The following is a 24,548-nucleotide window of genomic DNA, read 5'->3' on the forward strand; positions in this document are numbered from 1 at the left end:
CGCGCGCGCTCGCGCCCAGTTCATGATCCATGTCCGCGTCGTCCCTGTCCGCGTCGTTCAAATCAGACGCTTTCCCCTTCGTCGACGAGTTCGGCCCGGCGAAGATCGTCTATGTGAGCACGCCGGGCGTCGGCCTCGAGGCGATCGTCGTCATCGACAATATCGCCGCCGGCCCCGCCATAGGCGGCGTGCGCATGGCGCCGGATGTCGGCGTCGAGGAATGCTTCCGCCTCGCGCGCGCGATGACGTTGAAGAACGCCGCCTGCGGCCTGCGCCATGGCGGCGGCAAATCCGTCATCTTCGGCGATCCTGCGATGCCGCCGCAGGAGAAGGAGCAGCTCATCCGCGCCTTCGCCAAGGCGATCGAGCCTTTGACGGATTACATTCCCGGCCCGGACATGGGCACGAATGAGACATGCATGGCCTATGTGCATGACGAGATCGGCCGCGCCGTGGGATTGCCCGCCGAGCTCGGCGGCGTTCCGCTCGATGAGATCGGCGCGACAGGCTATGGCGTCGCAATAGCCGCCGAGGCCGCTGCGCCATCCGCCGGGCTGAAGCTCCAAGGCGCGCGCGTCGTCGTCGAAGGCTTCGGCGCCGTCGGACGACATGCGGCGCGATTCCTTTCACGCAGAGGCGCGAAATTGGTGGGCGCTTCCGATAGCCGCGGCGCGATCTATGACGCGGCGGGACTCGACATAGAAGCATTGGCGCAAATTCGCAGCGAAGGCCGCAGCGTCGCCAGTTATCCGCGCGGCGAAGCGCTGGCGCCCGATGCGCTGCTCGCCGCGCCTTGCGATATTTTCATCCCCGCCGCGCGGCCTGATGTGCTGCGCGCCGACAATGTCGGCGGCTTGCACTGCAAGCTCGTGGTGCAGGGCGCCAATATTCCCGCGACAGCCGAGGCGGAGCGCATCATGTTCGAGCGTGGAATCGTCGTTGTACCAGATTTTATCGCCAATGCCGGCGGCGTGATTTGCGCTTCCGTGGAATATGCCGGCGGCGACGAGAAGGCCGCCTTTGCGGCGATCGAAGAAAAAATCTCCCGCAACATGCGAGAGATCATCGCGCGCGCCTCCGCAATGCGTGTCTCGCTGCGCGACGCCGCCACCGCGCTGGTGCAGGAGCGTCTGCGTAAGATGATGGCGACGCAGCGCTGGCGCTAGAGTTCTATTCTATCGCGTTTTCTTCACGCGAACCGGTTCCCACTTCGCTCGAAAACACTCTAATTCACGGTCTCTATCGCCACTGCCGCCGCCTCGCCGCCGCCGATGCAGAGCGCGGCGACGCCGCGTCGCAGCCCATATTTGCGCAGCGCCGCGAGCAGAGTAACGACGATGCGCGCGCCCGAGGCGCCGATCGGATGACCGAGCGCACAGGCGCCGCCATGCACATTCACTCTGTCGCGCGGCAGATCGAGCTCGCGCATCGCTGCCATGACGACGACGGCGAACGCCTCGTTGATCTCGAAGAGATCGACGCTCGACAGCGGCCAGCCCAGGCGCTCGGCGAGCTTGCGCATGGCCGAGATCGGCGCCGTCGGAAACAGATTGGGCGGCCCCGCATGCGTCGCATGCGCGCGAATGATTGCGAGTGGCGTGAGGCCGGCGCGCTCGGCGCGATCCCGCCGCATCAAGGTCAGCGCCGCGGCGCCGTCGGAAATGGCGCTGGAATTGGCCGCCGTCACCGTGCCGCCGTCACGAAACGCAGGCTTCAATTTCGCGATCGCCTCGATCTTCGCTTTCGCCGGCAATTCGTCACGCGCAATCGTCGTCGAGTCACGGCCCTGCGTTTCGAGCGGCGCGATCTCCCAGTCGAAGTCGCCCTGCTGCGCCGCACGCCGCGCGCGCTCGAGCGAGAGCGTCGCATAATCATCCTGCATTTGCCGCGTGAATTGATGAGTCGTCGCGCAATCCTCGGCGAAATCGCCCATCAGCCGGCCTTTGTCATAGGCGTCCTCGAGCCCGTCGAGAAACATATGATCGAGGAGCCTCTTATGGCCCATGCGATAGCCTTCGCGCGCGCGCTCCAGCAGATAGGGCGCATTGCTCATGCTCTCCATGCCGCCGGCGACGATGGCGTGCGAGCTGCCGGCGAGCAATTGATCATGCGCGAGCTGGATCGCCTTCATGCCAGAGCCGCACATTTTGTTGATCGTCACGCAGCCCGCGGCCTCCGGCAGACCGGCGGCGAGCGACGCCTGCCGCGCCGGCGCTTGGCCCAATCCCGCCGAGAGCACGCAGCCCATGAGCACATCGTCGATCTGATCTGTCGGCGCATCGGCGCGCGCCACCGCGGCGCGAATCGCCGCTGCGCCGAGCCCCGGCGCCGAAACACTCTTCAGCTCGCCGAGCATCGCCCCGATCGGCGTGCGCGCGGCGCCGATGATGACGACGGGATCGAATGTCTCGCTCATGTCCACGCCCGAAATTCGAGGTCCGGCGCCGCGCCGCCGTCGAGCAGCGCTTTCACCGAGGCGTCGTCCACTTCCGCGAGCGTCGCCGGCGACCAATGCGGATCGCGATCCTTGTCGATGACGGCGGCGCGAATGCCCTCGTAGAGATCATGCGTCGAAAGAAGATTGCAAGCCGTGCGCAACTCCTGACGCAGGCAGGCCTCGAGATTTTCCGCATCGGCGGCGCGGCGCAGCAGCTGCAGCGTCACCTTCAGGCTTGTCGGCGAGCGCATGGCGAGCGTCGCCGCCGCCTCCCGTGCGAATTCCGAACCATCGGCCTCGAGCGCGGCGATGATGCGCTCGACGCTCGAATGCGCCATCACGCGCCGCAGCAAAGTCTCGTGCCGCGACAAAGCGCCGAGGCCGGATGATTTCGCGAAGCGCGCCAGCAGCGACCGCACCTCTTCCGCCTCGCCAATGTCGCATAGAAGGGCGAGCAGCTCGGGAAGCGAGGCCGAATCCACGAGCACATCGGCGAGCCCGGCGAAGATCGCGTCATGCGGACCGACGGTCGCGCCGGAGAGCGCCATGAAGCGTCCGACGCCGCCATTGCGTGTGAGCAGCCAGGAGCCGCCGACATCTGGAATGAAGCCGATTCCCGTCTCCGGCATTGCGAAGCGCGTGCGCTCGGTGACGATGCGAAAATTGCCATGCGCGGAAAGCCCAACGCCGCCGCCCATGACGATTCCGTCCATCACCGCGACATAGGGTTTCGGAAAGGCGGCGATGCGCGCGTTCAACCGATATTCCTCGCGCCAGAAAGTCTCATAGAGGCTGCGCTCGCCATTGCGCAGCTCATAGAGCGCGCGAATGTCGCCGCCGGCGCAAAAGCCGCGCTGACCTTCGCCCGTCACGACGACGGCGACGATCTCCCGATCGGCGCCGAAGCAGTCGAGCGCGCTGGAAAAATCGCGCACCATATCCAGCGTCAGGCTGTTCAGCGCCTTCGGCCGGTTCAAAGATAGGCGCCCGACATTGCGCGTGCGGGAGACGAGAATATCGCTCATGCGACGCGCCTTCTCTCTCGTTGGAGAAGCGATGCGCGCGCGGCGCGGCTCTGACTCTCGCGTCCCAGATTTTCGCAAATGAACGCTCCGGCCTCGATCAGCGCGGCGAGATCGACGCGCGTCTCGATTCCCGAACGCTCGAGCATATAGACGACATCCTCCGTTGCGACATTGCCGCTCGCGCCCGGCGCGAAGGGACAGCCGCCGAGGCCGGCGACGGATGCGTCGACGATGCCGACGCCCATCTCGACGCAAGCGAATATATTGGCGAGCGCCTGGCCATAGCTGTCATGAAAATGAACCGCGATCTGCGCCAATGGAATGTCGCGTCCGACCTCTTCCACGAGCCGCCGCGCTTGCAAAGGCGCGCCGACGCCGATCGTGTCGCCGAGCGAAATCTCGTGGCAGCCGAGCGCGGCGAGATCGCGGGCCAGCGTCGCGACGGCGCGTGGCGCGACCTCGCCTTCATAGGGACAGCCGAGCGCGCAGGAAATATAGCCGCGCACCGCGAGCCCAGCGCCGACCGCCGCTTCGACGACGGGCGCATAACGCGTCAGGCTCTCCGTGATCGAGCAGCCGATATTTTCTTCGGAGAAGCTCTCGCTCGCCGCGGCGAAAATGGCGACGCCGCGCACGCCGCAAGCGAGCGCTTCCTCGAGCCCGCGCATGTTGGGAATGAGGACGGAGAGATGAACATGCGGCGGCAAACGAAGATGTGCGAGCACGCGCTTCGTATCCGCCATTTGCGGAACGCGCCTCGCCGAGACGAAGCTTCCCGCTTCTATGTCGCGCAGCCCCGCCGCGGCCAGCTTTTCGATCAGCGCGACCTTGGTCTCCACTAACACCATTGCGCTCTCGTTCTGCAGGCCGTCGCGCGGGCCGACCTCGACGATTCGCACGCGCTGCGGAATGCTCATCATGCCGCTTCTCCCTCGGCGAAGACGATCAGCCGCTCGCCCTGCCGCACCATATCGCCGATCGTCGTCCGAATCTCCGATATGCGTCCGTCGCGCGGCGCGGACAATGCGATTTCCATCTTCATGGCCTCGAGCATGACGAGCGGCGCGCCTTTCTTCACGCTCTCGCCGACGCTGGCGAAGAGTCCGGTGACGCGCGCCGGCAGCGGCGCCGCGAGCGCCGCCTCATCGTCGCGCTCCGCGCGCGGCGGCGCGAGCGGATCGACGAGCGAAAGCTCGTGGGTGCGTCCATTCCATATGATGACGAAGCCATTCGCGCGCTCGACGATCGAAAGCTTTCGCGCGACACCGTCCACGCGTAGGCTCATGCGACCTGCGTCGCTCTCGAGCGCGACGCAATGCAGCGACTTCGGCGTTTGCAAGCGAAAGGCGCCCTTGGGCAGAGGCGCGAGCGTCAAGGGAATGTCGCGATCCTCGAGGCGGACGAGCAGCTTCTGCCGCGCCGCGCCATTGAGGCGCCAAGCGTCGCACGCGTTCCAAGGCGATTCCTCATTGCGCTCGGCGCGAAGACGGCGCAGCCAAGCGGCGGCGCCCGCAGCGAGCACGATCGTCTCGGCGTCCTCGTCCAGCGCTTCCGATCCCGCGAGGATAAGCTCGAGATGACGCGGAAGAAATCCCGTGTCGATCTCGCCCGCAGCATGCGCTTCGCTGTCGAGAATTGCGCGCAGCAAAAGCAGATTCGTCTCCACGCCGACGATCTCGCAATCGCGCAGCGCCGCGGCGAGCTTTGCGCGCGCGGTCTCTCGGTCTTCGCCATGCGCGACGATCTTGGCGAGCAGCGGATCGTAGAAAGGCGTTACCGCATCGCCTTCACGCACGCCGGTTTCGACACGAATAGCGCCATCCTCGCGCGGCGTGCGCCAGTGCTCGAGCCGGCCGACGCAAGGTAGAAAATCGCGCGCCGGCGCTTCCGCATAGAGCCGCGCCTCGATCGCATGTCCATGCCGCGCGATCTCGTCCTGCTGCGCAGGCAGCGGCTCGCCGGCTGCGACGCGCAGCTGCCATTCGACGAGATCGACGCCCGATATCATTTCGGTGACCGGATGCTCCACTTGGAGCCGCGTGTTCATCTCGAGAAAATAGAAGCTGTCGCCCGTCACGAGAAATTCGACGGTCCCGGCGCCGATATAGGAGACCGCGCGCCCGGCGGCGAGCGCGGCCTCGCGCAAGGCGCACCTCAGCTCCGTCGAAAGGCCCGGTGCGGGCGTCTCCTCGATGATCTTCTGATGACGGCGCTGGATCGAGCAGTCACGTTCTGGGAAAGCGACGAGGGCGCCATGCGTGTCGCCGAAAATCTGCGCTTCTATATGCCGCGCGCCATCGAGCGCCTTCTCGATCAGCAGCGAATCGTCGCCGAATGCGGACGCCGCCTCTCGCCGCGCGCTCTCGATCGCGCCGCGCAGCTCGCCCTGCGTCGCGACGTGGCGCATGCCTTTGCCGCCGCCGCCCGCGGAAGCCTTGACGAGCACGGGAAAGCCGATGCGCGTCGCCGCCGTGACGAGGCTCTCCGTATCTTGCGCGCCGTGAAAGCCCGGCACGATCGGCACGCCGGCGCTTTCCATCAATGCGCGTGCGTGCGTCTTGGAGCCCATGAGACGCATGGCTTGCGGCGTCGGTCCGATGAAGACGAGGCCGGCCTCGGCGCAACGCTCGGCGAAAGCTGCGTTCTCGGAGAGAAAGCCATAGCCGGGATGCACGGCTTGCGCGCCCGCGCGGCGCGCGACGGCGATGATCTTGTCGATTGCGAGATAGCTCTCACGCGCAGGCGCTGCGCCCAGCGGATAGGCTTCGTCGGCGAGCGCCACATGACGCGCATGCGCATCGACGTCGGAATAGACGGCGGCGGCGATGATGCTCATGCGCCGCGCCGTCGCGATCACGCGGCACGCGATCTCCCCGCGATTGGCGATGAGAATCTTACGAAACATCGTCGCGATCTCGTCTCCAATAGGGGGCGCGCTTCTCGAGGAAGGCCGCGAGACCCTCCTTTCCTTCCGCAGACGCGCGCCGTGCGGCGATCCGCTGCGCTGTCTCGCGCATCAGCGCTTCGTCGATTGGATGCTCGGCAAAGAGCGCCATGGAGGCTTTCGCCTCTGCTTGCGCGCTGGGCGCGCCGGCGAGCAGCGCGTCCACGATGCGCGCCAGCCGCGCGTCCAGCTCTGCCGCGGGAGCGATCTCGTGAACGAGGCCGAGCGCGCGCGCCTGCATCGCGGAGATCGTCTCGGCGCTGAGAAAATAGCGCCGCGCCTGGCGCGCGCCGATAGCGCGCTGAACATAAGGACCGATCACCGAGGGCGTGAGGCCGATCCTCGCCTCGCTCAAGCAGAAGCTCGCTGCATCGCTCGCGACGGCGATGTCGCAGCAGGCGACGAGGCCGACGCCGCCGCCATAGGCCGCGCCATGGACGCGCGCGAGCGTCGGCTTGGGCAGCGTGTCGAGCGCGCGCATCGCACGCGCGAGTAGAAGCGCATCCTCCTCATTGGCGCGTGGCGTGTCGGCGGCGACGCGCTTCATCCATTCTATGTCGCCGCCGGCGCAAAAGGCGGGGCCCTCGCCGGCGAGCAAGAGAATGCGCGTCTGCGAATCGTTCGCGGCGCTTTCCAGAGCCGCGATGAGCTCGACGACCATTGCTTGGTCCAGCGCATTGCGACGCTCCGGTCGCGCGAGCGTGAGAGTGGCCAAGCCGCTGGAATCGAGGGACGAGCGAATAAGGGACATTTGCGCCTCACATGCGGAACACACCGAAGCGCGTCGCCTCGAGGGGCGCATTGGACGCCGTGGCGAGAGAGAGCGCAAGCACGCGGCGCGTATCCGCCGGGTCGATGACGCCGTCGTCCCAAAGACGCGCGCTCGCATAATAGGGATGGCCTTGCCGCTCATATTGCGCGCGGATTTGCGCCTGATAGGCGTCATGGTCGGCTTGCGGCCAATCGCGGCCTCTGGCGGCGTAGCTCTCGCCGCGCACGCGGGAGAGAACCTCGGCCGCCTGCTCTCCGCCCATCACGGAAATGCGCGCATTGGGCCAGCTCCACAAGAAGCGCGGACCATAGGCGCGGCCGCACATCGCATAATTGCCGGCGCCGAAGCTGCCGCCGACGACGACGGTAAATTTCGGCACAGCGGCGGTCGCCACCGCCGTCACCATTTTTGCGCCATCCTTGGCGATGCCGCGCGCCTCATAATCGCGACCGACCATAAAGCCGGTGACGTTCTGCAGAAACAGCAAGGGAATCCCGCGCTGCGCGCAGAGCTCGATGAAATGCGCGCCTTTGAGCGCGCTTTCGCCGAACAGCACGCCATTATTCGCGAGCACGCCGATGCGATAGCCGCAAATATGCGCGAAGCCGGCGACGAGCGTCTCGCCATAGAGCTTCTTGAACTCGTCGAAATCGCTCGCATCGACGAGCCGCGCGATCAGCTCGCGCGCGTCATATTGGCGGCGGCGATCGGTCGGAACCAGACCATAGATCTCCATCGGATCATAGAGCGGCTCGCGCGCCTCGCGCTTGTGCAATGAGGGCGGCGGCGCCGCGCCTAGCGTCGCGACGATGTCACGCGCGATGCCGAGCGCATGGCCGTCATTCTCCGCATAATGATCGACGACGCCGGAGCTGCGCGCATGTACTGTGGCGCCGCCCAATTCTTCCGCCGTGACGATCTCACCTGTCGCGGCGCGCACCAGCGGCGGCCCGGCGAGAAAAATCGTGCCGGTATCGCGCACGATGATGGACTCGTCCGACATGGCGGGCACATAGGCGCCGCCGGCCGTGCAAGAGCCCATGACGACCGCGATCTGCGCTATGCCCGCAGCGGACATGTGCGCCTGATTATAGAAAATGCGGCCGAAGTGATCGCGATCGGGAAACACCTCGTCTTGACGCGGAAGATTGGCGCCGCCGCTATCGACGAGATAAAGGCACGGCAGGCGGTTCTGCGCGGCAATCTCTTGCGCGCGCAAATGCTTCTTCACCGTCAGCGGAAAATAGGCGCCGCCCTTCACGGTCGCATCATTGGCGAGGATCATGCAGGCGCGGCCGCAGATACGTCCGACGCCGGCAACGACGCCGGCGCAAGGCGCCTCGCCGTCATAGAGATCATAAGCTGCGAATTGGCCGATCTCGAGAAAAGGCGACATGGGATCGATGAGCGCGTCTATGCGCTCGCGCGCCGTCATCTTGCCGCGGGCGACATGCTTCTCGCGCGCCGCGGCGCCGCCGCCTTCGGCGATGCGCGCAGCCGTTGCGCGCAGATCGGCGACGAGGCCGCGCATCGCCCGCGCATTGGCCGCGAATTGCGCAGAGCTCGTATCCAAGCTCGTCTCCAGAACTGTCATTGCCAAATTCTCTCTTGGCCAATTCTTTCGTCGCGGCAGCTCGCCGCGACCGTCACGCAGTTTCGCTGTAAAGCTCACGGCCGATCAGCATGCGACGAATCTCGCTGGTGCCGGCGCCGATCTCATAGAGCTTGGCGTCGCGTAGCAGCCGGCCGGTCGGATAATCATTGATATAGCCATTGCCGCCGAGGCATTGGATGGCTTCGAGCGCCATGCGCGTCGCGCTTTCGGCGGCGAAGAGAATGGCGCCGGCGGCGTCCTTGCGCGTCGTGCGGCCACGGTCGCAGGCGCGCGCGACGGCATAGACATAGGCGCGCGCTGCATTTTGCGCCGTATACATGTCGGCGAGCTTGGCCTGCATGATCTGGAACTCGCCGATCGGCTGGCCGAACTGCTTGCGATCATGCACATAGGGCACGACAATATCCATGCAGGCGCGCATGATGCCGATGGGGCCTCCGGCGAGAACGGCGCGTTCGTAATCGAGCCCGCTCATCAGCACGTTCACGCCCCGCTCCGGCAGGCCGAGCACATTCTCATCCGGAACCTCGCAATCGCAGAACAGCAATTCGCAAGTGTTGGAGCCGCGCATTCCGAGCTTGTCGAGCTTTTGCGCGGGCGTGAAGCCTTTGAAGCCTTTCTCTATGATAAAAGCAGTAATGCCATGCGCCCCGGCGGCGGGTTCGGTCTTGCCATAGACGATGACGACATCGGCGTTGGGACCATTCGTCACCCACATCTTATCGCCATTCAGCACATAGCGGTCACCGCGCTTTTCCGCGCGCATCGACATGTTGACCACATCGGAGCCGGCGTCCGGCTCGGACATGGCGAGGGCGCCGATGTGCTCGCCGGAAACGAGCTTGGGCAAATAGCGCCGCTTCTGCTCGCATGTGCCGTTGCGGCGAAGCTGGTTGACGCAGAGATTGGAATGCGCGCCATAGGAGAGGCCGACGGAAGCGGAGGCGCGGCTCAGCTCCTCCATAATGACGACATGCTCGAGATAGCCGAGCCCGGCGCCGCCATAATCTTCCTCGACCGTGACGCCGAGCAGGCCGAGCGCGCCCATCTTGAGCCAGAGATCGGAAGGGAAGTCATTCTCGCGATCGATCGTCGCGGCGCGCGGCGCGATCTCTCGCGCGGCGAAAGATTCGACCTGGTCACGCAGCATGTCGGCGGTTTCGCCGAGCGCGAAATCGAGCGAGGGAATCCAGTGACGCATCGGTCCCGTGCCTCCGGACGCGATAGAAGCGTATATTTGGCGGGCGCGCGGCGTTTCAAGACCGAGAACGCGGGCGGACCCTCTTTTGCGTCACTCCTTCATCGCCAACAGCCGCGCGTCGCCGCCGAAGGAGGCGGTGTTGATCGTCACCGTCTCCTCGCGCAGGAAGCGGCGCAGATAGTCGGGGCCGCCGGCCTTCGGCCCGGTGCCGCTCATGCGCGATCCGCCGAAAGGCTGGCTGCCGACCACGGCGCCGATCATGTTGCGATTGACATAGAGATTGCCGGCAGGCGTCGCCTCGGCGCACAGGCGCATGCGCGCCTCTATGCGCGTGTGCAGACCCATGGTGAGGCCGAATCCATTCGCCGAAATTTCATCGATGAGAGTCGACAAATCCTTTTCATCCGCTGCGCGCCAGGTTGCGATATGGAGGACGGGACCGAAAATCTCCTCGCGCAGATCGCCTGCGCGATCGAGCTTCACGATGTGCGGCGCGACGAAGCTGCCGCTCTGTGGCGCCTCGCCGGCGTAGAGCACGCGCCCTTGCGCGCGGCGCTGCGCCAGATAATCGCAAAGCCGCGTTTTCGCCGCGCTATCGATTACGGGGCCGATGTGTGTGCAGGGATCGCGCGGGTCGCCTAGGCGCAGCTCCTTCGTTGCGCCGATCAGCATGGCGAGCGCGTCCTCTGCGATATCCTCCTGCAGGCAGAGAAGCCGTAGCGCCGAGCAGCGCTGGCCTGCGGAACGAAATGCCGAGGCGAGCACATCGTCGACCACTTGCTCGAGCAGGGCCGTCGAATCGACGATCATCGTGTTGACGCCGCCGGTCTCGGCAATGAGCGGAACGATCGGCCCATTCGACGCCGCGAGCGCGCGGTTGATGGATTGCGCGGCTTCGCTCGAGCCGGTGAAGACGACACCGGCGACATGCTCATCCGCCACGAGCGCTGCGCCGAGCGCGCCGTCGCCCGGCATATAATGAAGAGCGTCGCGCGGGACGCCCGCTTCATGCAGAAGCGCGACGGCCTCGCGCGCGACGAGCGGGGTCTGCTCCGCGGGCTTTGCTATGACGCTATTGCCGCTCACGAGCGCAGCCGCGACTTGGCCGAGAAAAATCGCCAAAGGAAAATTCCAGGGCGAGATGCAGACGAAAACGCCACGCCCGCGCCGACGCAGGCGATTGTCTTCGCCCGTCGGACCGGGAAGATTCTCTTCAGCGCAGAGCCGTCGGGCCTGCTCCGCGTAATACCGGCTGAGGTCGGCAGCCTCGCGTATTTCCGCGAGCGCATCGTCGAGTGTTTTGCCACCCTCTCGTTGCAGCAATGCGATGAGAGGGCCGCTGTGCGCCTCGACGAGATCGGCGGCGCGCTCGAGAATGGCGGCGCGCGCTTCTACAGGCGTCGCCTCCCATGCCGGAAAGGCGCGGGATGCCATCGCCATTGCGGCGCGCGCGGTTTCGACATCGGTCTCGACGATGGAGCCGATGAGCGAAGAATCGATCGGGGAACGCAATTCGCGCGGCGCCAGCGCGCTGCGTCCAGACGATGGCGTGGCGGTCAGAATGGCGGGCGCCGCGTCTCTCTCGGCGAGCAATGCAGCGAGCGCGTCACGGTCGCCGAATTCGACGCCTTTGGAATTCGCGCGCAGGGGCCGATAGAGATCGGCCGGGAGCGGCAAGCGCGAATGGCGCGCGCGCGAGGCGTCGGCGATGATCGCGCCGGGGGAGGCGAGCAATTCGCTCTCCGGCGTTGCGGAGTCGGCGGCGCGCGCGATGAAGGATGAATTGGCGCCATTCTCGATGAGGCGCCGGACGAGATAGGCGAGGAGATCGCGGTGCGGGCCGACCGGCGCGTAGACGCGGCAGCTAGAGTTCCTCTGCTCTTCGAGCAACGCGCCGAACAGTTCTTCGCCCATTCCATGCAGACGTTGGAACTCATATTGCGCGGGATCGCCCGCGCGCTCCACGATCGTCGCCACTGTGGCGGCGTTATGTGTCGCGAATTGCGGGAATATGCGCGGCGCGGCGAGCAGACGATCAGCGCAGGCGATGTAATTCAAATCCGTCATCGCCTTGCGCGTGAAGACAGGATAGTCGGCGAGGCCGCGCTCCTGCGCGCGCTTGATTTCCGTATCCCAATAGGCGCCTTTGACGAGGCGGACCATGAAGCGCCGATCATGCGCTTGCGCGAGCGCCTCTATATGGTCGATCACCGCGGCGGCGCGCTTCTGATAGGCTTGAATCGCGAGGCCGAATCCGTCCCAGTCGGCGAGCGACGAATCGGCGACGACGGCGTCTATGACGTCGAGCGACAGTTCGAGACGATCCGCCTCTTCGGCGTCGATGGTGAAGACGAGATCGTGACTGCGGGCGAGGCGCGCGAGCTCTAGCAGCCGCGGCGCCAGCTCGCGCAGCACGCGCGCGCGCGACAAGGGTTCGAAGCGCGGATGCAGCGCGGAGAGCTTGACGGAGACGCCTGGCCGCTGTGGAAGCGTGCGCGCGCCGGCCTTTGCGCCTATGGCGTCGATCGCCGCCGCATAGGCTGCAAAATAGCGCTCGGCGTCCGCGGCGCTGCGCGCGCCTTCGCCGAGCATGTCGAAAGAATAGCGCCAGCGCTCATCGGCGGACGCACGCGCGAGCGCCTCGTCGATCGTCTGGCCGAGCACGAAATGACCGCCCATCAGCTTCATCGCCTGCCGCGCGGCGCCGCGCAGCGCGGGCATGCCGAGACGCCGCGCCGCTTGCGCGACGAGTCCGCGCGGAGTCTCTTCTGTGGCGAAAATCTTGGTCGACAATCCGAGCGCGAAGGCGGCGGCTTGCACGAGCAGCGCATCGGAAGCTGGCGCATGGCGATCGAAGGCGCCGGCGGCGAGCTTGTCGGCTATGAGAAGATCGAGAGTGGAATCGTCGGGCACGCGAAGCAGCGATTCGGCGAGCGCCATGAGCGCGAGCCCTTCGCGCGTCGACAGCGAATATTCCTGCAGCAGCTTCTCCACATTGCCGATGCGCTTCGGCGTGCGCATGGCGGCGAGCAGGCGTCGCGCGAGCGGCTCGACGCGGGCGCTCCGCTCGGCGTCGCCTGGCTGCGACAAGAGTTTCGCCGCGATCTCTTCATCGGCGGGAAACCAAGGCGCATGAAACGGCTCGACAGGCGGCATATCATTCGTCCCGAACGATGGCGCGCCACCGGCGAAGCTCGCGGAGAAGAGACGCGAGCTCTGCTGTCGTGATGGTCGCACATCGTCATTGAAAAGGTGGAAGTCGTCCATAGTTGTTTCACAAGCGAAGGCGGGAACACGCCGTTCGCGAGAGGGCGAGCCGGCGCGAACGTCGCCGTTCCTACCATTCGACATGAGCACGACAAGTCGTTGCGGCAAGATGCGGCCAGAGGGAGACGCTCGAATAATGTTGCCCAATGTCGACGATATCGGTCGCTTCGCGCTGTTTCTCGATCTCGACGGCACAGTCGCAGAAATCGCCGAGCGGCCGGAGGCTGTGCGGGTGGAGGCGGCCACGATCGCGCTGCTCGATGCGTTGCGGCGCACGGCGGGCGATGCTCTCGCTGTTGTCTCGGGCCGCGACATCGCCGTCATCGACGCGCTTCTCAGCCCGCTGCGGCTGCCGGTCGCCGGCGTGCATGGATTGCAGCGTCGCGACGCCGCCGGCCGTATGCATGGCGCCGCTGAAGCCGGCGGCGATCTCGACTCTGTCATACGTACGATCACGCAAGGCCTCGATGGCGAGGAGGGCGTGGTCGTGGAGCGCAAGACGGGCGCGGTCGCGCTGCATTATCGCCTTCGGCCGGAGCTCGAGGAGAAATGCCGCGGCGTCGCCGAGCGCGCGACGCGCGAGCGTCCCGATCTCGAGATTCTGCCGGGAAAGAAGGTTTTCGAGATTCGCCTGCAGGGGGCCGACAAGGGAGACGTCATCGAGGCCTTTTTGAAGGAGGAGCCGTTTCGCGGCCGCATGCCGATTTTCGCGGGCGACGATGTGACCGATGAGGTCGCCTTCGGCGCCGTCAACGCGCTCGGCGGCCTCTCCATCAAAGTGGGGAGAAGCGCCACTCTGGCGCGCTATAGAGCGGCCGATCTGCGCGAGTTGCATCGCTGGCTCGCCGATCTCGCGCGCACATCGCAAGCGGAGCGCGCGAGATGAGCGACGCGCAGCAGAACGAACGCAAGATCAGCGATCTCGAGCTCGGCGTGGTCGGAAATTGCTCCTTCGCCGCGCTGATCGATCGCGACGCCAGCGTCGTTTGGTGCTGCCTGCCGCGTTTCGACGGCGATCCCGTGTTCCACAGCTTGCTCGGCTCGCCGCCGGACATGGAGGATGGCGGCTTTTTCGCGATAGATCTCGAGGATCGCGTGCACAGCGAGCAGGATTATTGCGGCAACACGGCGGTGCTCGAGACTGTGCTACATGGCAAGCAGGGCTCGGTTCGCGTCACTGATTTCGCGCCGCGCTTCTTCTGGCGCGATCGTCTCTATCATCCGAACATGCTGATCCGTCGGCTGACGCCGGTATCCGGCACGCCGCGCATTCGCATTCGGCTGCGTCCGCGCTACGATTATGGCGCGGCTCTTCCCAGCCTCACCTTCGGCTCGCATCACATTCGTTATGTCGGCCCGCATTCGGTTCTGCGGCTCACCACCAATGCGCCGCTCGATTATGTGCGCGAGGAGACGCTGTTCAATCTGAGCAGCCCTGTCGATCTCGTGCTCGGTCCGGACGAGACATTGCACGAGGGCATTGCGCATACGGCGCGCAATTTCGAGGAGCGCACGCGCGACTATTGGCGCCGCTGGGTGCATCGGCTGGCGATTCCCTTCGAATGGCAGAGCGCGGTGCTGCGCGCCGCGATCACGCTGAAGCTCTGCACCTATGAAGGAACGGGCGCCATCGTCGCCGCGCTGACGACGAGCATTCCCGAGGCGCCGGGAACGCAGCGCAATTGGGATTATCGCTATTGCTGGGTGCGCGACGCTTATTTCGTCGTGCGGGCGCTCAATCGCATGGCGGCGATGCGCAAGATGGAGAATTACTTCGATTGGTTGATGAATGTCGTCGCCTCGGCGGCGGGCTCGCATATTCAGCCTGTCTATGGGCTCGGTCTCGAATCGGAGCTCACCGAGCGCATCATTCCCAATCTTCCCGGCTATCGCGGCATGGGGCCGGTGCGCGTCGGCAATCAGGCCTATCAGCATTTTCAGCATGATTCCTACGGCAATGTGATACTCGGCGTCGCGCAGGCCTTTCTCGATCGGCGCCTGTTGTCGCCGCCGACGCGCATGGATTTTCTGCGGCTCGAGGATATGGGCCGGCAGGCGCTCGCCTGCTACGACAAGCCCGACGCCGGCATGTGGGAGCTGCGCTCGCGCGCCCGCATCCATACGACGTCGAGCCTCATGTGCTGGGCGGCCGCGGATCGGCTCGCGCGCATCGCCGATTACATCGGCGAGCCGGAGCGCGCGCGCGATTGGCGCATCGAGGCGGAGCGCATCAAGCAGGTGATTCTCGAGCGTGCCTGGTCGCAGAAGCGCCAGGCCTTCGTCGAATCGTTCGACGGCGAGCATCTCGACGCGGGCGTGCTGCTGATGACGGAGGTCGGCTTCATCGATCCCAATGATCCGCGCATGGTCTCGACGCTCGAGCAGATCGAATCTGCGCTCGGCCGCGGCGCTCATATGATGCGCTATGAGGCGGCCGATGATTTCGGCGAGCCGACGACCGCCTTCACCACCTGCTCCTTCTGGCGCATCGACGCGCTCGCCCGCATGGGTCGGCGCGAGGAGGCGCGCGACTATTTCGAGGCGCTGCTCGCACAGCGCAATCGGCTCGGCATCATGTCCGAGGACATAGACGTCAAAACCGGCGAAGCCTGGGGAAACTATCCGCAGACCTATTCCATGGTCGGTATCATCAACTGCGCCATGAGGCTGTCGCGTTCTTGGGAGAAAGCCATATGAAACGCCTGGTCGTCGTCTCCAATCGCGTCGCCGATCCCGGCTGCAGCCAGGCCGCCGGCGGGCTCGCGGTGTGCATTCTCGACGCTCTGCGCAAGCGCGGCGGCTTATGGTTCGGCTGGAATGGCGAGATCGTGGCCGATGACGCGGAGATCGACGTATCCCGTGTGAAATTCGACGAGCTGACGCTCGCCACCATGCCGCTCAGCGAGCGCGACTATCGCGATTATTATCTCGGCTTCGCCAATGCGGCGCTTTGGCCCGTGCATCATTACCGGCTCGATCTCGCGCGCTTCACGCAAGAGGCGACCGACGGCTATCGCCGCGTCAATGATCGTTTCGCGGAAAAGCTTGCGCCCATGCTGAAGAGCAATGATCTCGTCTGGGTGCATGATTATCATTTCATTCCGCTCGGCGCGGCGTTGCGCGAGCGTGGCGTCTCCAATCGCATCGGCTTCTTTCTGCATATTCCGTTTCCGCCGCCGGATGTGCTCTGCGCCATGCCGGAGCACGAATGGCTGATGAAGGCGCTCGTCGAATATGATCTCGTGGGCTTTCAGACGAAGACCGATCAAGCCAATTTCTTGCGCTTCATGTGCGACTTCATGCAGGGCGAGATGCTGACGCCCGATCTCGTGCGCGTCGGCGGCAAGACGGTGACGGCGTCTGTCTTCCCTGTCGGCATAGACGTCGATTCTTTTGCCGCCATGGCCGAGAGCCCGAGCGCGGCGAAGCGCATCGAGCGCCTGCATCGCGCCGGCGAGCCGCGCATAAATGTCATTGGCGTCGATCGGCTGGATTACACCAAAGGCCTGCCGGATCGCTTGCGCTCCTTCAAGCGGCTGCTCGAAATCTATCCGCAGAATTGCAAGGCGGTGACGCTGATGCAGATCGCGCCGCCGACGCGCGAGGATGTGCAGGCCTATGCCGACATACGTCATGAGCTGGAGGCGCTGTCCGGCGAGATCAACGGGCAGTTCGGCGATTTCGATTGGACGCCGGTGCGCTATCTGCATCGCCGCGTCGACCGCGACACTTTGGCGGCGCTCTATCGCGGCTCACAAGTGGGGCTGGTCACGCCTCTGCGCGACGGCATGAATCTCGTCGCCAAGGAATATGTCGTCGCGCAGGACGCCGAGAACCCCGGCGTGCTGGTGCTGTCGCGCTTCGCCGGCGCGGCGGAGGAGCTGCAGGAAGCGCTGATCGTCAATCCGTACGACGCCGACGAGGTCGCGAATGCGATGCAGAGGGCGATCGTGATGCCGCTCGCCGAACGCCGACAGCGTCACGCGGCGCTGCTCGCGCGCGTGCGCAAGCATGATTCCTTCAATTGGATGGATGGATATTTGCGCGCGCTCAGCGCTTGCCGCATGCCGCTGGCGGCGTGAACACCCGGTCTGTCAGCCGCCGCTGGCGCGCGACGCCGGCGATGCAGAGAATAAGAGAATATTCGCGTGGGCGGGCCGCATAGCATCACATATGCGTTCGGAATCCGCACGGCGTCAGGGAACGCGCGCCAGCATGGCTTTGACGATCACGCGATGAAAAGGCAGGATCGTGGCCAGATAGACGCGGCCGAGCAGATTGTGGGTAGCCACCAGCGTGGTCGCGACGACGCTGCATTCCACGCTCGTTTTGCGAAGCTCGACGATGACGCGGAAGTCGAGATGCTTGTCGTCGAGCCCTAGGACGATGCGATCGGCCGATTGCTCGAGGACCGGAAAAATCCCCACGCGATCGCGCGCCTCGGAAGTGTCGGTCACGAGGCCAAAGGGCGCGACGAGGATATTGCGGAGCGTCATCAGAGCGCCGATCCACGCCGGTCGATCCGACACCATTCGGAGCGCCGCCGTGCGCGCGTCCGGCGCGGCCGAGAGGCCGATCGACACGCTATAAGCGTCGATGAAATCGGAGCCGGGAAGCACGCCGGCCGCATCGTCCGACGGCGCAATCTCGATGATCTCGATTTCGCGGCCGCCGAACATTGCGTTTTTACGCCACCGCGGCCGATTTGCCGCGCGCGCGCTTGCGCTCATTGGGGTCGAGATAGGTCTTGCGCAGGCGGATCGACTTCGGCGTCACCTCGACCAGCTCGTCGTCCTCGATATAGGCCAGCGCCTTCTCCAGCGTCATCTTGATCGGCGGGGTGAGGCGCACGGCCTCGTCCTTGCCCGCGGCGCGGATGTTGGTGAGCTGCTTGCCCTTGAGGACGTTGATCTCGAGGTCGTTGTCGCGCGTATGCTCGCCGACGATCATGCCGCGATAGACCTTCCAGCCCGGCTCGATCATCATCGGACCGCGATCCTCGAGCTTCCACATGGCGTAGGCGACGGCCTCGCCCTGCTCATTGGAGATCAGCACGCCATTGCGACGGCCGACGATCTCGCCCTTGTGGTGCGAATAGGAGTGGAACAGGCGGTTCATGATCGCCGTGCCGCGCGTGTCGGTCAGCAATTCGCCCTGATAGCCGATGAGACCGCGCGTCGGCGCATGGAACACGAGACGCAGGCGATTGCCGCCCGAGGGGCGCATCTCGATCATCTCGGCCTTGCGCTCGGACATTTTCTGCACGACGACGCCGGAATGCTCCTCGTCGACGTCGATCACGACCTCCTCGATCGGCTCCAAAATCTCGCCGTCCTCGTCCTTCTGGAACACGACCTTCGGACGCGAGACGCCGATCTCGAAACCCTCGCGGCGCATGGTCTCGATCAGAATGGAGAGCTGCAATTCGCCGCGGCCGGAGACGATGAAGCTCTCGCCGCCGGGCGAATCTTCGACGCGCAGCGCGACATTGCCCTCGGCTTCCTTGAACAGGCGGGCGCGGATCATGCGGCTCGTGACCTTGTCGCCCTCCGTTCCCGCCAGCGGCGAGTCGTTGACGAGGAAGGTCATGGAGAGCGTCGGCGGATCGATCGGCTGCGCCTGCAATGGCTCGTTCACCTCGAGCGCGCAGAGCGTGTCGGCGACGTTATATTTCTCGAGGCCGGCGATGGCGACGATGTCGCCCGCCTCCGCCTCGTCGATCGGCTGGCGCTCGATGCCGCGGAAGGCGAGAATCTTGGAGACGCGGCCTTGCTCGACGACCTTGCCGGTGCGGTCGAGCACCTTCACCGCCTGATTGGGCTTCACGCTGCCGGCGAAGACGCGGCCGGTGACGATGCGGCCGAGATAGGGATTGGCCTCGAGCAGCGTGCCGAGCATGCGGAAGCCGCCCTCTTCGATCTTGGGCTCCGGCACATGCTTGATGACGAGATCGAACAGCGGCCCCATGCCGTCCTGAGGACCGGTCGGCTCCTCCGCCATCCAGCCCTGCTTGGCGGAGCCGTAGATGATCGGGAAGTCGAGCTGCTCGTCGGTGGCGTCCAGCGCGGCGAAGAGGTCGAACACCTCATTGACGACCTCGCTGATGCGGGCGTCCGGCTTGTCGACCTTGTTGATCGCGACGATCGGGCGAAGGCCGATCTTCAGCGCCTTGCCGACGACAAATTTGGTCTGCGGCATCGGGCCTTCGGCCGCGTCCACCAGCACGATGGCGCCGTCCACCATCGAGAGGATGCGCTCCACCTCGCCGCCGAAATCGGCGTGGCCGGGGGTGTCGACGATATTGATGCGCGTGTCCTTCCAGGCGATGGAGGTCGCCTTGGCCATGATGGTGATGCCACGCTCTTTCTCGAGATCGTTGCTGTCCATCACCCGCTCGGCGACCCGTTGATTCTCGCGGAAGGCGCCCGATTGCCGGAGCAGCTGGTCGACGAGCGTCGTCTTGCCGTGGTCGACGTGGGCGATGATGGCGATGTTACGCAGCTTCATGGGGTAGGGCCGATCGGTTCGCGGGCGAAGCGCGGCCCGGCGCACCTTTCGGGGCGCGAGGCGGACCGCGGCTTTTTGCAGTGCGGCATCTCATACAGGAGCGCGGCGCGAATGGGAAGCGTGGCGGCAAGGGTCGTCGGACTCTCGCTGCAGGCCGGCCCCGCCCGAGGCTGGAGGAGGGAGCCGCCTCATCAGGGGCCGGAGAAGCGTTCCGGCGGCGTCGCCCGGATGAAATCCCCGATAGACGAGGACATTCCGACGCCATAGGTCACGCCCGTCTCGATCCGCTCATAGACATTGTCGATCCCTCTCGGGGTCTCGATGGTGATCCAATTGACGGAATGGCTGCCGGCGCCCGCGGTGGTGAAACGGGACCAGCGGCCGAACTGCCACACCGCCATCGGCTTTTCGGTGGTGAAATCATTCCACGGGCCATGGGTGGTGACGGACCCCGAGGGTAGGGACGGAAGCCCGACGCCGAGGCCGAGGCCGACATAGACGTACATGCAGGCGATGTTGTTGGTCGTGTCCCAGACGGTGAAAACGGCGAAATCGACCAATGGGCCGCCGCCGAGCTTGAGCCGCGCGAATTTGGCAAGCCGGGAGGCATGGGCGGCGGAGATCGCGGTCACCATGGCGATCCGGAATTTCTGGCTGAGCTTGGGTCGCGGCGGGACTTTTTTCGGCGGCCTCGGATCGGTTTTGAGCTTGGGCATGATCCAGAGTCGCACGGCGCGGTCGCGATCGTCGTCCAGCGCGTGAGCCTGGGCCTCTTCCTCGCCGACGGCGTTGGGCTCGATCTGGCTCGCATCGACGCCGTGATCGAGGAGATAGGCCTGGACTGTCCCCACCCGGACCATGGAGGTCTCCATGTTCCAGCCGTTCGTCCCGATGCGGCTCGCCGAGCCGGTCATCCAGACGAATCCTTGATTATGCTCGAGAAGCGGCACGACGCGCTCGGCCAGAAATTTCTGGTGCTCCGTCTTCAGCGGACGAAACTTGCGCTTGTCGAAGTCGTCGAAGTCGAAATTATAGAGCAGGGCCTTCAACATGCCGGCGCCGCTGAAATTCTGGTCGATTTCGACCTTGCCAGGCCCCGTGGGTCGAAACATCGCGCGCTCCATTCGATCGTGAAAAAAGATTTGCGCGGGAAAAGCTCCGCGCCACGGTCGAATTATGCGTGCGTCGCCCGGCCAGACTGTGCGCTGGCGCACAGTCGCCACCCTATTCTGCGATGCGGATATTTTTGAGCGGCGTCACTGTGGCCGCGCCCTTCGCCTCGCAGAGCGTGCGGCGGCGGTCCTGGATCGCGAGCCGCGCCTGGTCCAGCGCCAGCGAGACCACATGCAGCGCGGTTCCGTCCATATTGCGCAGGCGCAGATCCGCGACGGAGCTGACCAGCGCCTGGTCGAGCTCGCGCTCATAGCTGTCGAGCTCGGCGACATCCTGGGCGGCGCGGGCGGCGGGCAGAATCTCGAGCAGGCGCTCGATCAGCTGCTCGGAGCGCTGATGCGTTTTCGTCCGCATGCGGCTGGCGAGCGCCGCCGCGGCGGAGCCCAAGAGCGAGGCGAGCATCGCGCCGAGATAGAAGAAGTCGCTGTATTTGTCGAAGAATCCGCGTTCGTTGCCGTCGATGAAGTCGATCGCGCCCTGATGCGCGGGGACCGCCGCATCCTTGTCGGTGGAGGGCGCCTCGATATTATTGGCGAGCGGCGCGAGCGCGGCGATGGTCGATCTATGGGTCAGGAACTGGCGCGTCGCCTCGCCGGCGACGCTCGCCGGAATCGACGCGCGCCCGACGAGCAGGACGGCGACGCTGGTCGTCTCCAGCGCCTTCTCCGGGCGGGGCGGGTCGCCGCCGAAGGCCCCATGGACGATTTCGGTCGATTCGAGCGTCGGATAGCGCTTGGCGATGGCCTGAGCTTCCGCCACGGGAAGAAAGACCGGCGGCTTGCCGGCGCCGGCGACGATCTGGTGGATGATCTCGCTCGCCGGGCCGATCTGCGGAACGGCGACCAGAAATATGGCGTCCACCTTGCGCGCCCGCAGCGCCGCCTCGACCTCCCCCGGCTGTAGCGTGACTGTCGCAAAGCCTTGCTCGGGAATGTCATATTGAGCCAGGATTGTCCCGAGCAGCCGGACATTGCCATGCCCGCCGACGATCTCCTGGACGACGCCGATTCTCTTGCCGCGCAGATCGGCGACGCGCTTGATCTTGGAGCCGCCCGGCGCGACCAGCACCGCGGCGTTGCGATGCAGGACGACGATGGCCTGCGCCGAGGGCGGCAGCGCGTCGCTGCGCGCCACTGCGAGATCGGCCGAGCCCTGCTCGAGCGCGGCCGCTGCGGCGGCGGAATCGACGACCGGCACGACCTTCAGCCGCACCGGCTCGTGCTGATGCGAGAAGGCCTGCGCCGCCGCTGTGAGCAGGCGGTAGTCCTGCGCACCCTGGGCGACAGCGACCCGCAGCTCCGTCGGGCGGTTATACAGATACAGCGCAGTCGCCGCCCCGCCGACGAGGGCGAGGCAGACGATCAGCGCCACGAGAATGGTTCGCAGCATGGGATCAGCCTCGGGTGCGAAGCCGAACTTCCTCATATAGTGCGACCGTTTCTCGATTTATCGAAGGCGAAGTCGTGGAGGCGGGAGCGTTTCCGGTCCAGAGCGTTTCCGGTCCATGTCTGATCGGAAACGCTCCCTTCCGGCGGAAGCCAGGGGCTAGGGCTTTTCCTTCGCGCCGCGGGCGCTCCGCTTGGCCAAGGTGCGCAGGCGCAGCGCGTTGAGCTTGATGAAGCCCTCGGCGTCGCGATGGTCATAGGCCACCGCGCCCTCCTCGAAGGTGACGAGCTCCTTGTCGTAGAGCGAATAGGGGCTCTCGCGGCCGACGACATGGACAGAGCCCTTGTAGAGCTTCAGCCGCACGCGGCCGGTGACGAGCTCCTGGCTCTTGTCGATCAAGGCCTGCAGCATCTCGCGCTCCGGCGCGAACCAGAAGCCATTGTAGATCAGCTCGGCGTATTTCGGCATGATCTCGTCTTTCAGATGCGCCGCGCCGCGGTCCAGCGTCACGCTCTCTATGCCGCGATGGGCGATCAGCAGAATAGCGCCGCCGGGAGTCTCGTACATGCCGCGCGACTTGATGCCGACGAAGCGGTTCTCGACGAGGTCGAGCCGGCCTATGCCATGGGCGCGGCCGAGTTCGTTGAGCTTGGTCAGCAGCGCCGCCGGAGAGAGCGTCACGCCATCGACGGCGACGGCGTCGCCCTTCTCGAAATCGACGGTGACATATTGCGGGACGTCCGGGGCCTTCTCCGGATCGATGGTGCGGGAATAGACATAATCCGGCACTTCCTCCGCCGGATCCTCGAGCACCTTGCCCTCGGAAGAGGTGTGCAGAAGATTGGCGTCGACCGAGAAGGGGGCGTCGCCGCGCTTGTCCTTGGCGATCGGAATCTGGTTCTTTTCCGCGAAATCGATGAGCGCGGTGCGGGAGGTCAAATCCCATTCGCGCCAGGGGGCGATGACGGTGATGTCCGGCTCCAGCGCGTAATAGCCGAGCTCGAAGCGGACCTGATCATTGCCCTTGCCGGTGGCGCCGTGGCAGACGGCGTCGGCGCCGAGCTTGCGGGCGATCTCGATCTGCTTCTTGGCGATGAGCGGGCGGGCGATCGAGGTTCCGAGCAGATAGAGCCCCTCATATTGGGCGTTGGCGCGGAACATGGGGAAGACGAAGTCGCGGACGAACTCCTCGCGCAGATCCTCGATGAATATGTGCTCGGGCTTGACGCCCAGCAGCTCGGCCTTGGCGCGGGCGGGCTCCAATTCCTCGCCCTGGCCGAGATCGGCGGTGAAGGTCACCACCTCGCAGCCATAGGTCGTCTGCAGCCATTTGAGGATGATCGAGGTGTCGAGGCCGCCGGAATAGGCGAGAACGACGCGTTTGATGTCTTTCTTGGAGCGGGTCATTCGAGATTCTTCTTTCGGCGCCGCCTCGCGCGGGCGCGCATCGCGCCGCGACTATAGAGGCGCGCCGCGCTCGCGCAAGCCGGAGCGCGCCGTGAGCGGGCGCTCTCGTCATCGCGGCCGCGGCGCGCTACAATGGCGCATGACCACCAAGCGAGCGGCGCCGGGGACGACGGCGCGGGGCCTCACGCCGGCGCGGCGCGCCGCGCTGGATATTCTCACCAAGGCGAACCGGCCGGTCGGCGCCTATGAGATGATCGATCTTCTCGCCGGCGAGAGCGGCAAGCGCCCGGCTCCGATCTCGGTCTATCGGGCGCTCGGCTATCTGCTGGACCAGGGACTCGCGCATCGGCTGGCCTCCCGCAACGCTTTCGTCGTCTGCGGCCATGCGCATGAGGCCGGCGAGCCGGTGATCTTTCTGATCTGCGACGAATGCGGCGAGGTGAGCGAGGCGACGAGCCCGGAGCTGACGCGCGGCCTCGCCGGCCTCACTGCGGCGGCCGGCTTCCAGCCGCGCACGCGCGTCGTCGAGATCGCGGGCCTGTGCGGGCGCTGCGCCACGGCGGAGGGAAAAGCGAGCTGAGCTCCTCCTGCTCGAGAACTTTACCATCGGGAAAAGGATTGGTGTCGACGAGACCGCCGATCTTCGTCAATATCTGCGATCGCGCCCCAGTTGATATCGACGGCCCGCGTGGAGCGATATCGGCGCGCGAGTGATGCGGACGCTCTCGGCGACGAGGGAATCGCAACTGTTACGTCTACCCTGAGCAGACATCGATGCTCATATGACAGGAGACGAGCTTTCCGCTGCGACCGG

At 65.4% G+C, this 24,548-nt stretch carries 18 protein-coding genes; 5 read left to right on the top strand and 13 right to left on the bottom strand.

Translation table 11 applies throughout. The features are described 5' to 3' along the window. Window positions 1-29: 29 nt before the first annotated feature. The gene (locus EDE12_RS04265; RefSeq protein WP_051592579.1) at window positions 30-1,166 is read left to right on the top strand and encodes a Glu/Leu/Phe/Val dehydrogenase; all 1,137 of its coding nucleotides are present in this window, start codon (window positions 30-32) and stop codon (window positions 1,164-1,166) included. Window positions 1,167-1,225: 59 nt separating this feature from the next. On the opposite strand, the gene EDE12_RS04270 is transcribed toward EDE12_RS04265, so the two are convergent. The 8 genes from EDE12_RS04270 to putA form a co-directional block, all read right to left on the bottom strand. Further along, window positions 1,226-2,416 (bottom strand): acetyl-CoA C-acyltransferase, encoded by a 1,191-nt coding sequence (locus EDE12_RS04270; RefSeq protein WP_026599580.1) that lies wholly within the window; start codon window positions 2,414-2,416, stop codon window positions 1,226-1,228. Then, entirely contained in the window at window positions 2,413-3,462 is a 1,050-nt protein-coding gene (locus tag EDE12_RS04275; RefSeq protein WP_026599579.1) for an enoyl-CoA hydratase/isomerase family protein, read from the bottom strand. Before EDE12_RS04275 ends, EDE12_RS04270 begins: the two co-directional genes overlap by 4 nt. After that, window positions 3,459-4,379, bottom strand: a complete 921-nt coding sequence (locus tag EDE12_RS04280) for a hydroxymethylglutaryl-CoA lyase (protein WP_036291910.1) — start codon at window positions 4,377-4,379, stop codon at window positions 3,459-3,461. The genes EDE12_RS04275 and EDE12_RS04280 overlap by 4 nt, the downstream gene beginning before the upstream one ends. Next, window positions 4,379-6,367 carry a biotin carboxylase N-terminal domain-containing protein gene (locus EDE12_RS04285; protein WP_026599577.1) on the bottom strand — a complete coding sequence of 663 codons (1,989 nt, stop codon included), beginning with the start codon at window positions 6,365-6,367 and terminating at the stop codon, window positions 4,379-4,381. The genes EDE12_RS04280 and EDE12_RS04285 overlap by 1 nt, the downstream gene beginning before the upstream one ends. Continuing rightward, on the bottom strand, window positions 6,357-7,157 hold the full coding sequence (locus EDE12_RS04290; RefSeq protein WP_051592578.1) for an enoyl-CoA hydratase-related protein: 801 nt from the start codon (window positions 7,155-7,157) through the stop codon (window positions 6,357-6,359). Before EDE12_RS04290 ends, EDE12_RS04285 begins: the two co-directional genes overlap by 11 nt. Before the next feature lie 7 nt (window positions 7,158-7,164). Further along, window positions 7,165-8,772 (bottom strand): carboxyl transferase domain-containing protein, encoded by a 1,608-nt coding sequence (locus EDE12_RS04295; protein ID WP_026599575.1) that lies wholly within the window; start codon window positions 8,770-8,772, stop codon window positions 7,165-7,167. Between the two features lie 52 nt (window positions 8,773-8,824). Beyond that, entirely contained in the window at window positions 8,825-9,994 is a 1,170-nt protein-coding gene (locus tag EDE12_RS04300; protein ID WP_026599574.1) for an isovaleryl-CoA dehydrogenase, read from the bottom strand. Between the two features lie 90 nt (window positions 9,995-10,084). After that, window positions 10,085-13,150 carry a bifunctional proline dehydrogenase/L-glutamate gamma-semialdehyde dehydrogenase PutA gene (gene putA, locus EDE12_RS04305; RefSeq protein ID WP_026599573.1) on the bottom strand — a complete coding sequence of 1,022 codons (3,066 nt, stop codon included), beginning with the start codon at window positions 13,148-13,150 and terminating at the stop codon, window positions 10,085-10,087. A 247-nt stretch (window positions 13,151-13,397) separates the two neighbouring features. On the opposite strand from putA, the gene otsB reads away from it, so the two are divergent. The 3 genes from otsB to otsA are packed head-to-tail and all read left to right on the top strand — an operon-like array spanning window position 13,398 to window position 17,343. Further along, window positions 13,398-14,147 (top strand): trehalose-phosphatase, encoded by a 750-nt coding sequence (gene otsB, locus EDE12_RS04310; RefSeq protein ID WP_026599572.1) that lies wholly within the window; start codon window positions 13,398-13,400, stop codon window positions 14,145-14,147. Then, on the top strand, window positions 14,144-15,958 hold the full coding sequence (locus EDE12_RS04315) for a glycoside hydrolase family 15 protein (protein ID WP_024881367.1): 1,815 nt from the start codon (window positions 14,144-14,146) through the stop codon (window positions 15,956-15,958). Before otsB ends, EDE12_RS04315 begins: the two co-directional genes overlap by 4 nt. After that, window positions 15,955-17,343, top strand: a complete 1,389-nt coding sequence (otsA, locus tag EDE12_RS04320) for an alpha,alpha-trehalose-phosphate synthase (UDP-forming) (RefSeq protein WP_024881366.1) — start codon at window positions 15,955-15,957, stop codon at window positions 17,341-17,343. The genes EDE12_RS04315 and otsA overlap by 4 nt, the downstream gene beginning before the upstream one ends. A gap of 114 nt (window positions 17,344-17,457) precedes the next feature. On the opposite strand, the gene EDE12_RS04325 is transcribed toward otsA, so the two are convergent. From EDE12_RS04325 to EDE12_RS04345, 5 genes are all read right to left on the bottom strand, one after another. After that, window positions 17,458-17,940: a DUF2867 domain-containing protein gene (locus EDE12_RS04325; RefSeq protein WP_036291232.1), complete on the bottom strand. Its 483-nt coding sequence runs from the start codon at window positions 17,938-17,940 to the stop codon at window positions 17,458-17,460. 7 nt (window positions 17,941-17,947) lie between these two features. After that, complete coding sequence (typA, locus tag EDE12_RS04330) at window positions 17,948-19,768, bottom strand: translational GTPase TypA (RefSeq protein WP_024881364.1); 1,821 nt, start codon at window positions 19,766-19,768, stop codon at window positions 17,948-17,950. A 191-nt stretch (window positions 19,769-19,959) separates the two neighbouring features. Next, window positions 19,960-20,880, bottom strand: a complete 921-nt coding sequence (locus tag EDE12_RS04335; protein WP_026599570.1) for an OmpA family protein — start codon at window positions 20,878-20,880, stop codon at window positions 19,960-19,962. A gap of 112 nt (window positions 20,881-20,992) precedes the next feature. Next, window positions 20,993-22,330, bottom strand: coding sequence for a TAXI family TRAP transporter solute-binding subunit (locus EDE12_RS04340; RefSeq protein WP_245275816.1), 1,338 nt, complete (start codon window positions 22,328-22,330; stop codon window positions 20,993-20,995). A gap of 156 nt (window positions 22,331-22,486) precedes the next feature. Further along, window positions 22,487-23,734, bottom strand: coding sequence for an argininosuccinate synthase (locus EDE12_RS04345; RefSeq protein ID WP_026599568.1), 1,248 nt, complete (start codon window positions 23,732-23,734; stop codon window positions 22,487-22,489). Window positions 23,735-23,873: 139 nt separating this feature from the next. Here EDE12_RS04345 and EDE12_RS04350 point away from each other — a divergent pair, with 139 nt between their 5' ends. Then, the gene (locus EDE12_RS04350; protein ID WP_024881360.1) at window positions 23,874-24,314 is read left to right on the top strand and encodes a transcriptional repressor; all 441 of its coding nucleotides are present in this window, start codon (window positions 23,874-23,876) and stop codon (window positions 24,312-24,314) included. Window positions 24,315-24,548: the final 234 nt, after the last annotated feature.

Origin of the sequence: Methylosinus sp. sav-2, from assembly GCF_004366495.1 — a bacterium.
GTDB lineage: Bacteria > Pseudomonadota > Alphaproteobacteria > Rhizobiales > Beijerinckiaceae > Methylosinus.

Coding starts and splice junctions, on each gene's coding strand:
- EDE12_RS04300 (WP_026599574.1), bottom strand. CDS start 9,994: ATGCGTCACTGGATTCCCTCGCTCGATTTCGCGCTCGGCGAAACCGCC.
- EDE12_RS04280 (WP_036291910.1), bottom strand. CDS start 4,379: ATGAGCATTCCGCAGCGCGTGCGAATCGTCGAGGTCGGCCCGCGCGAC.
- EDE12_RS04275 (WP_026599579.1), bottom strand. CDS start 3,462: ATGAGCGATATTCTCGTCTCCCGCACGCGCAATGTCGGGCGCCTATCT.
- EDE12_RS04315 (WP_024881367.1), top strand. CDS start 14,144: ATGAGCGACGCGCAGCAGAACGAACGCAAGATCAGCGATCTCGAGCTC.
- EDE12_RS04340 (WP_245275816.1), bottom strand. CDS start 22,330: ATGCTGCGAACCATTCTCGTGGCGCTGATCGTCTGCCTCGCCCTCGTC.
- EDE12_RS04295 (WP_026599575.1), bottom strand. CDS start 8,772: ATGACAGTTCTGGAGACGAGCTTGGATACGAGCTCTGCGCAATTCGCG.
- EDE12_RS04325 (WP_036291232.1), bottom strand. CDS start 17,940: ATGTTCGGCGGCCGCGAAATCGAGATCATCGAGATTGCGCCGTCGGAC.
- typA (WP_024881364.1), bottom strand. CDS start 19,768: ATGAAGCTGCGTAACATCGCCATCATCGCCCACGTCGACCACGGCAAG.
- EDE12_RS04270 (WP_026599580.1), bottom strand. CDS start 2,416: ATGAGCGAGACATTCGATCCCGTCGTCATCATCGGCGCCGCGCGCACG.
- EDE12_RS04350 (WP_024881360.1), top strand. CDS start 23,874: ATGACCACCAAGCGAGCGGCGCCGGGGACGACGGCGCGGGGCCTCACG.
- EDE12_RS04265 (WP_051592579.1), top strand. CDS start 30: ATGTCCGCGTCGTCCCTGTCCGCGTCGTTCAAATCAGACGCTTTCCCC.
- EDE12_RS04335 (WP_026599570.1), bottom strand. CDS start 20,880: ATGTTTCGACCCACGGGGCCTGGCAAGGTCGAAATCGACCAGAATTTC.
- otsB (WP_026599572.1), top strand. CDS start 13,398: ATGTTGCCCAATGTCGACGATATCGGTCGCTTCGCGCTGTTTCTCGAT.
- putA (WP_026599573.1), bottom strand. CDS start 13,150: ATGCCGCCTGTCGAGCCGTTTCATGCGCCTTGGTTTCCCGCCGATGAA.
- EDE12_RS04290 (WP_051592578.1), bottom strand. CDS start 7,157: ATGTCCCTTATTCGCTCGTCCCTCGATTCCAGCGGCTTGGCCACTCTC.
- otsA (WP_024881366.1), top strand. CDS start 15,955: ATGAAACGCCTGGTCGTCGTCTCCAATCGCGTCGCCGATCCCGGCTGC.
- EDE12_RS04345 (WP_026599568.1), bottom strand. CDS start 23,734: ATGACCCGCTCCAAGAAAGACATCAAACGCGTCGTTCTCGCCTATTCC.
- EDE12_RS04285 (WP_026599577.1), bottom strand. CDS start 6,367: ATGTTTCGTAAGATTCTCATCGCCAATCGCGGGGAGATCGCGTGCCGC.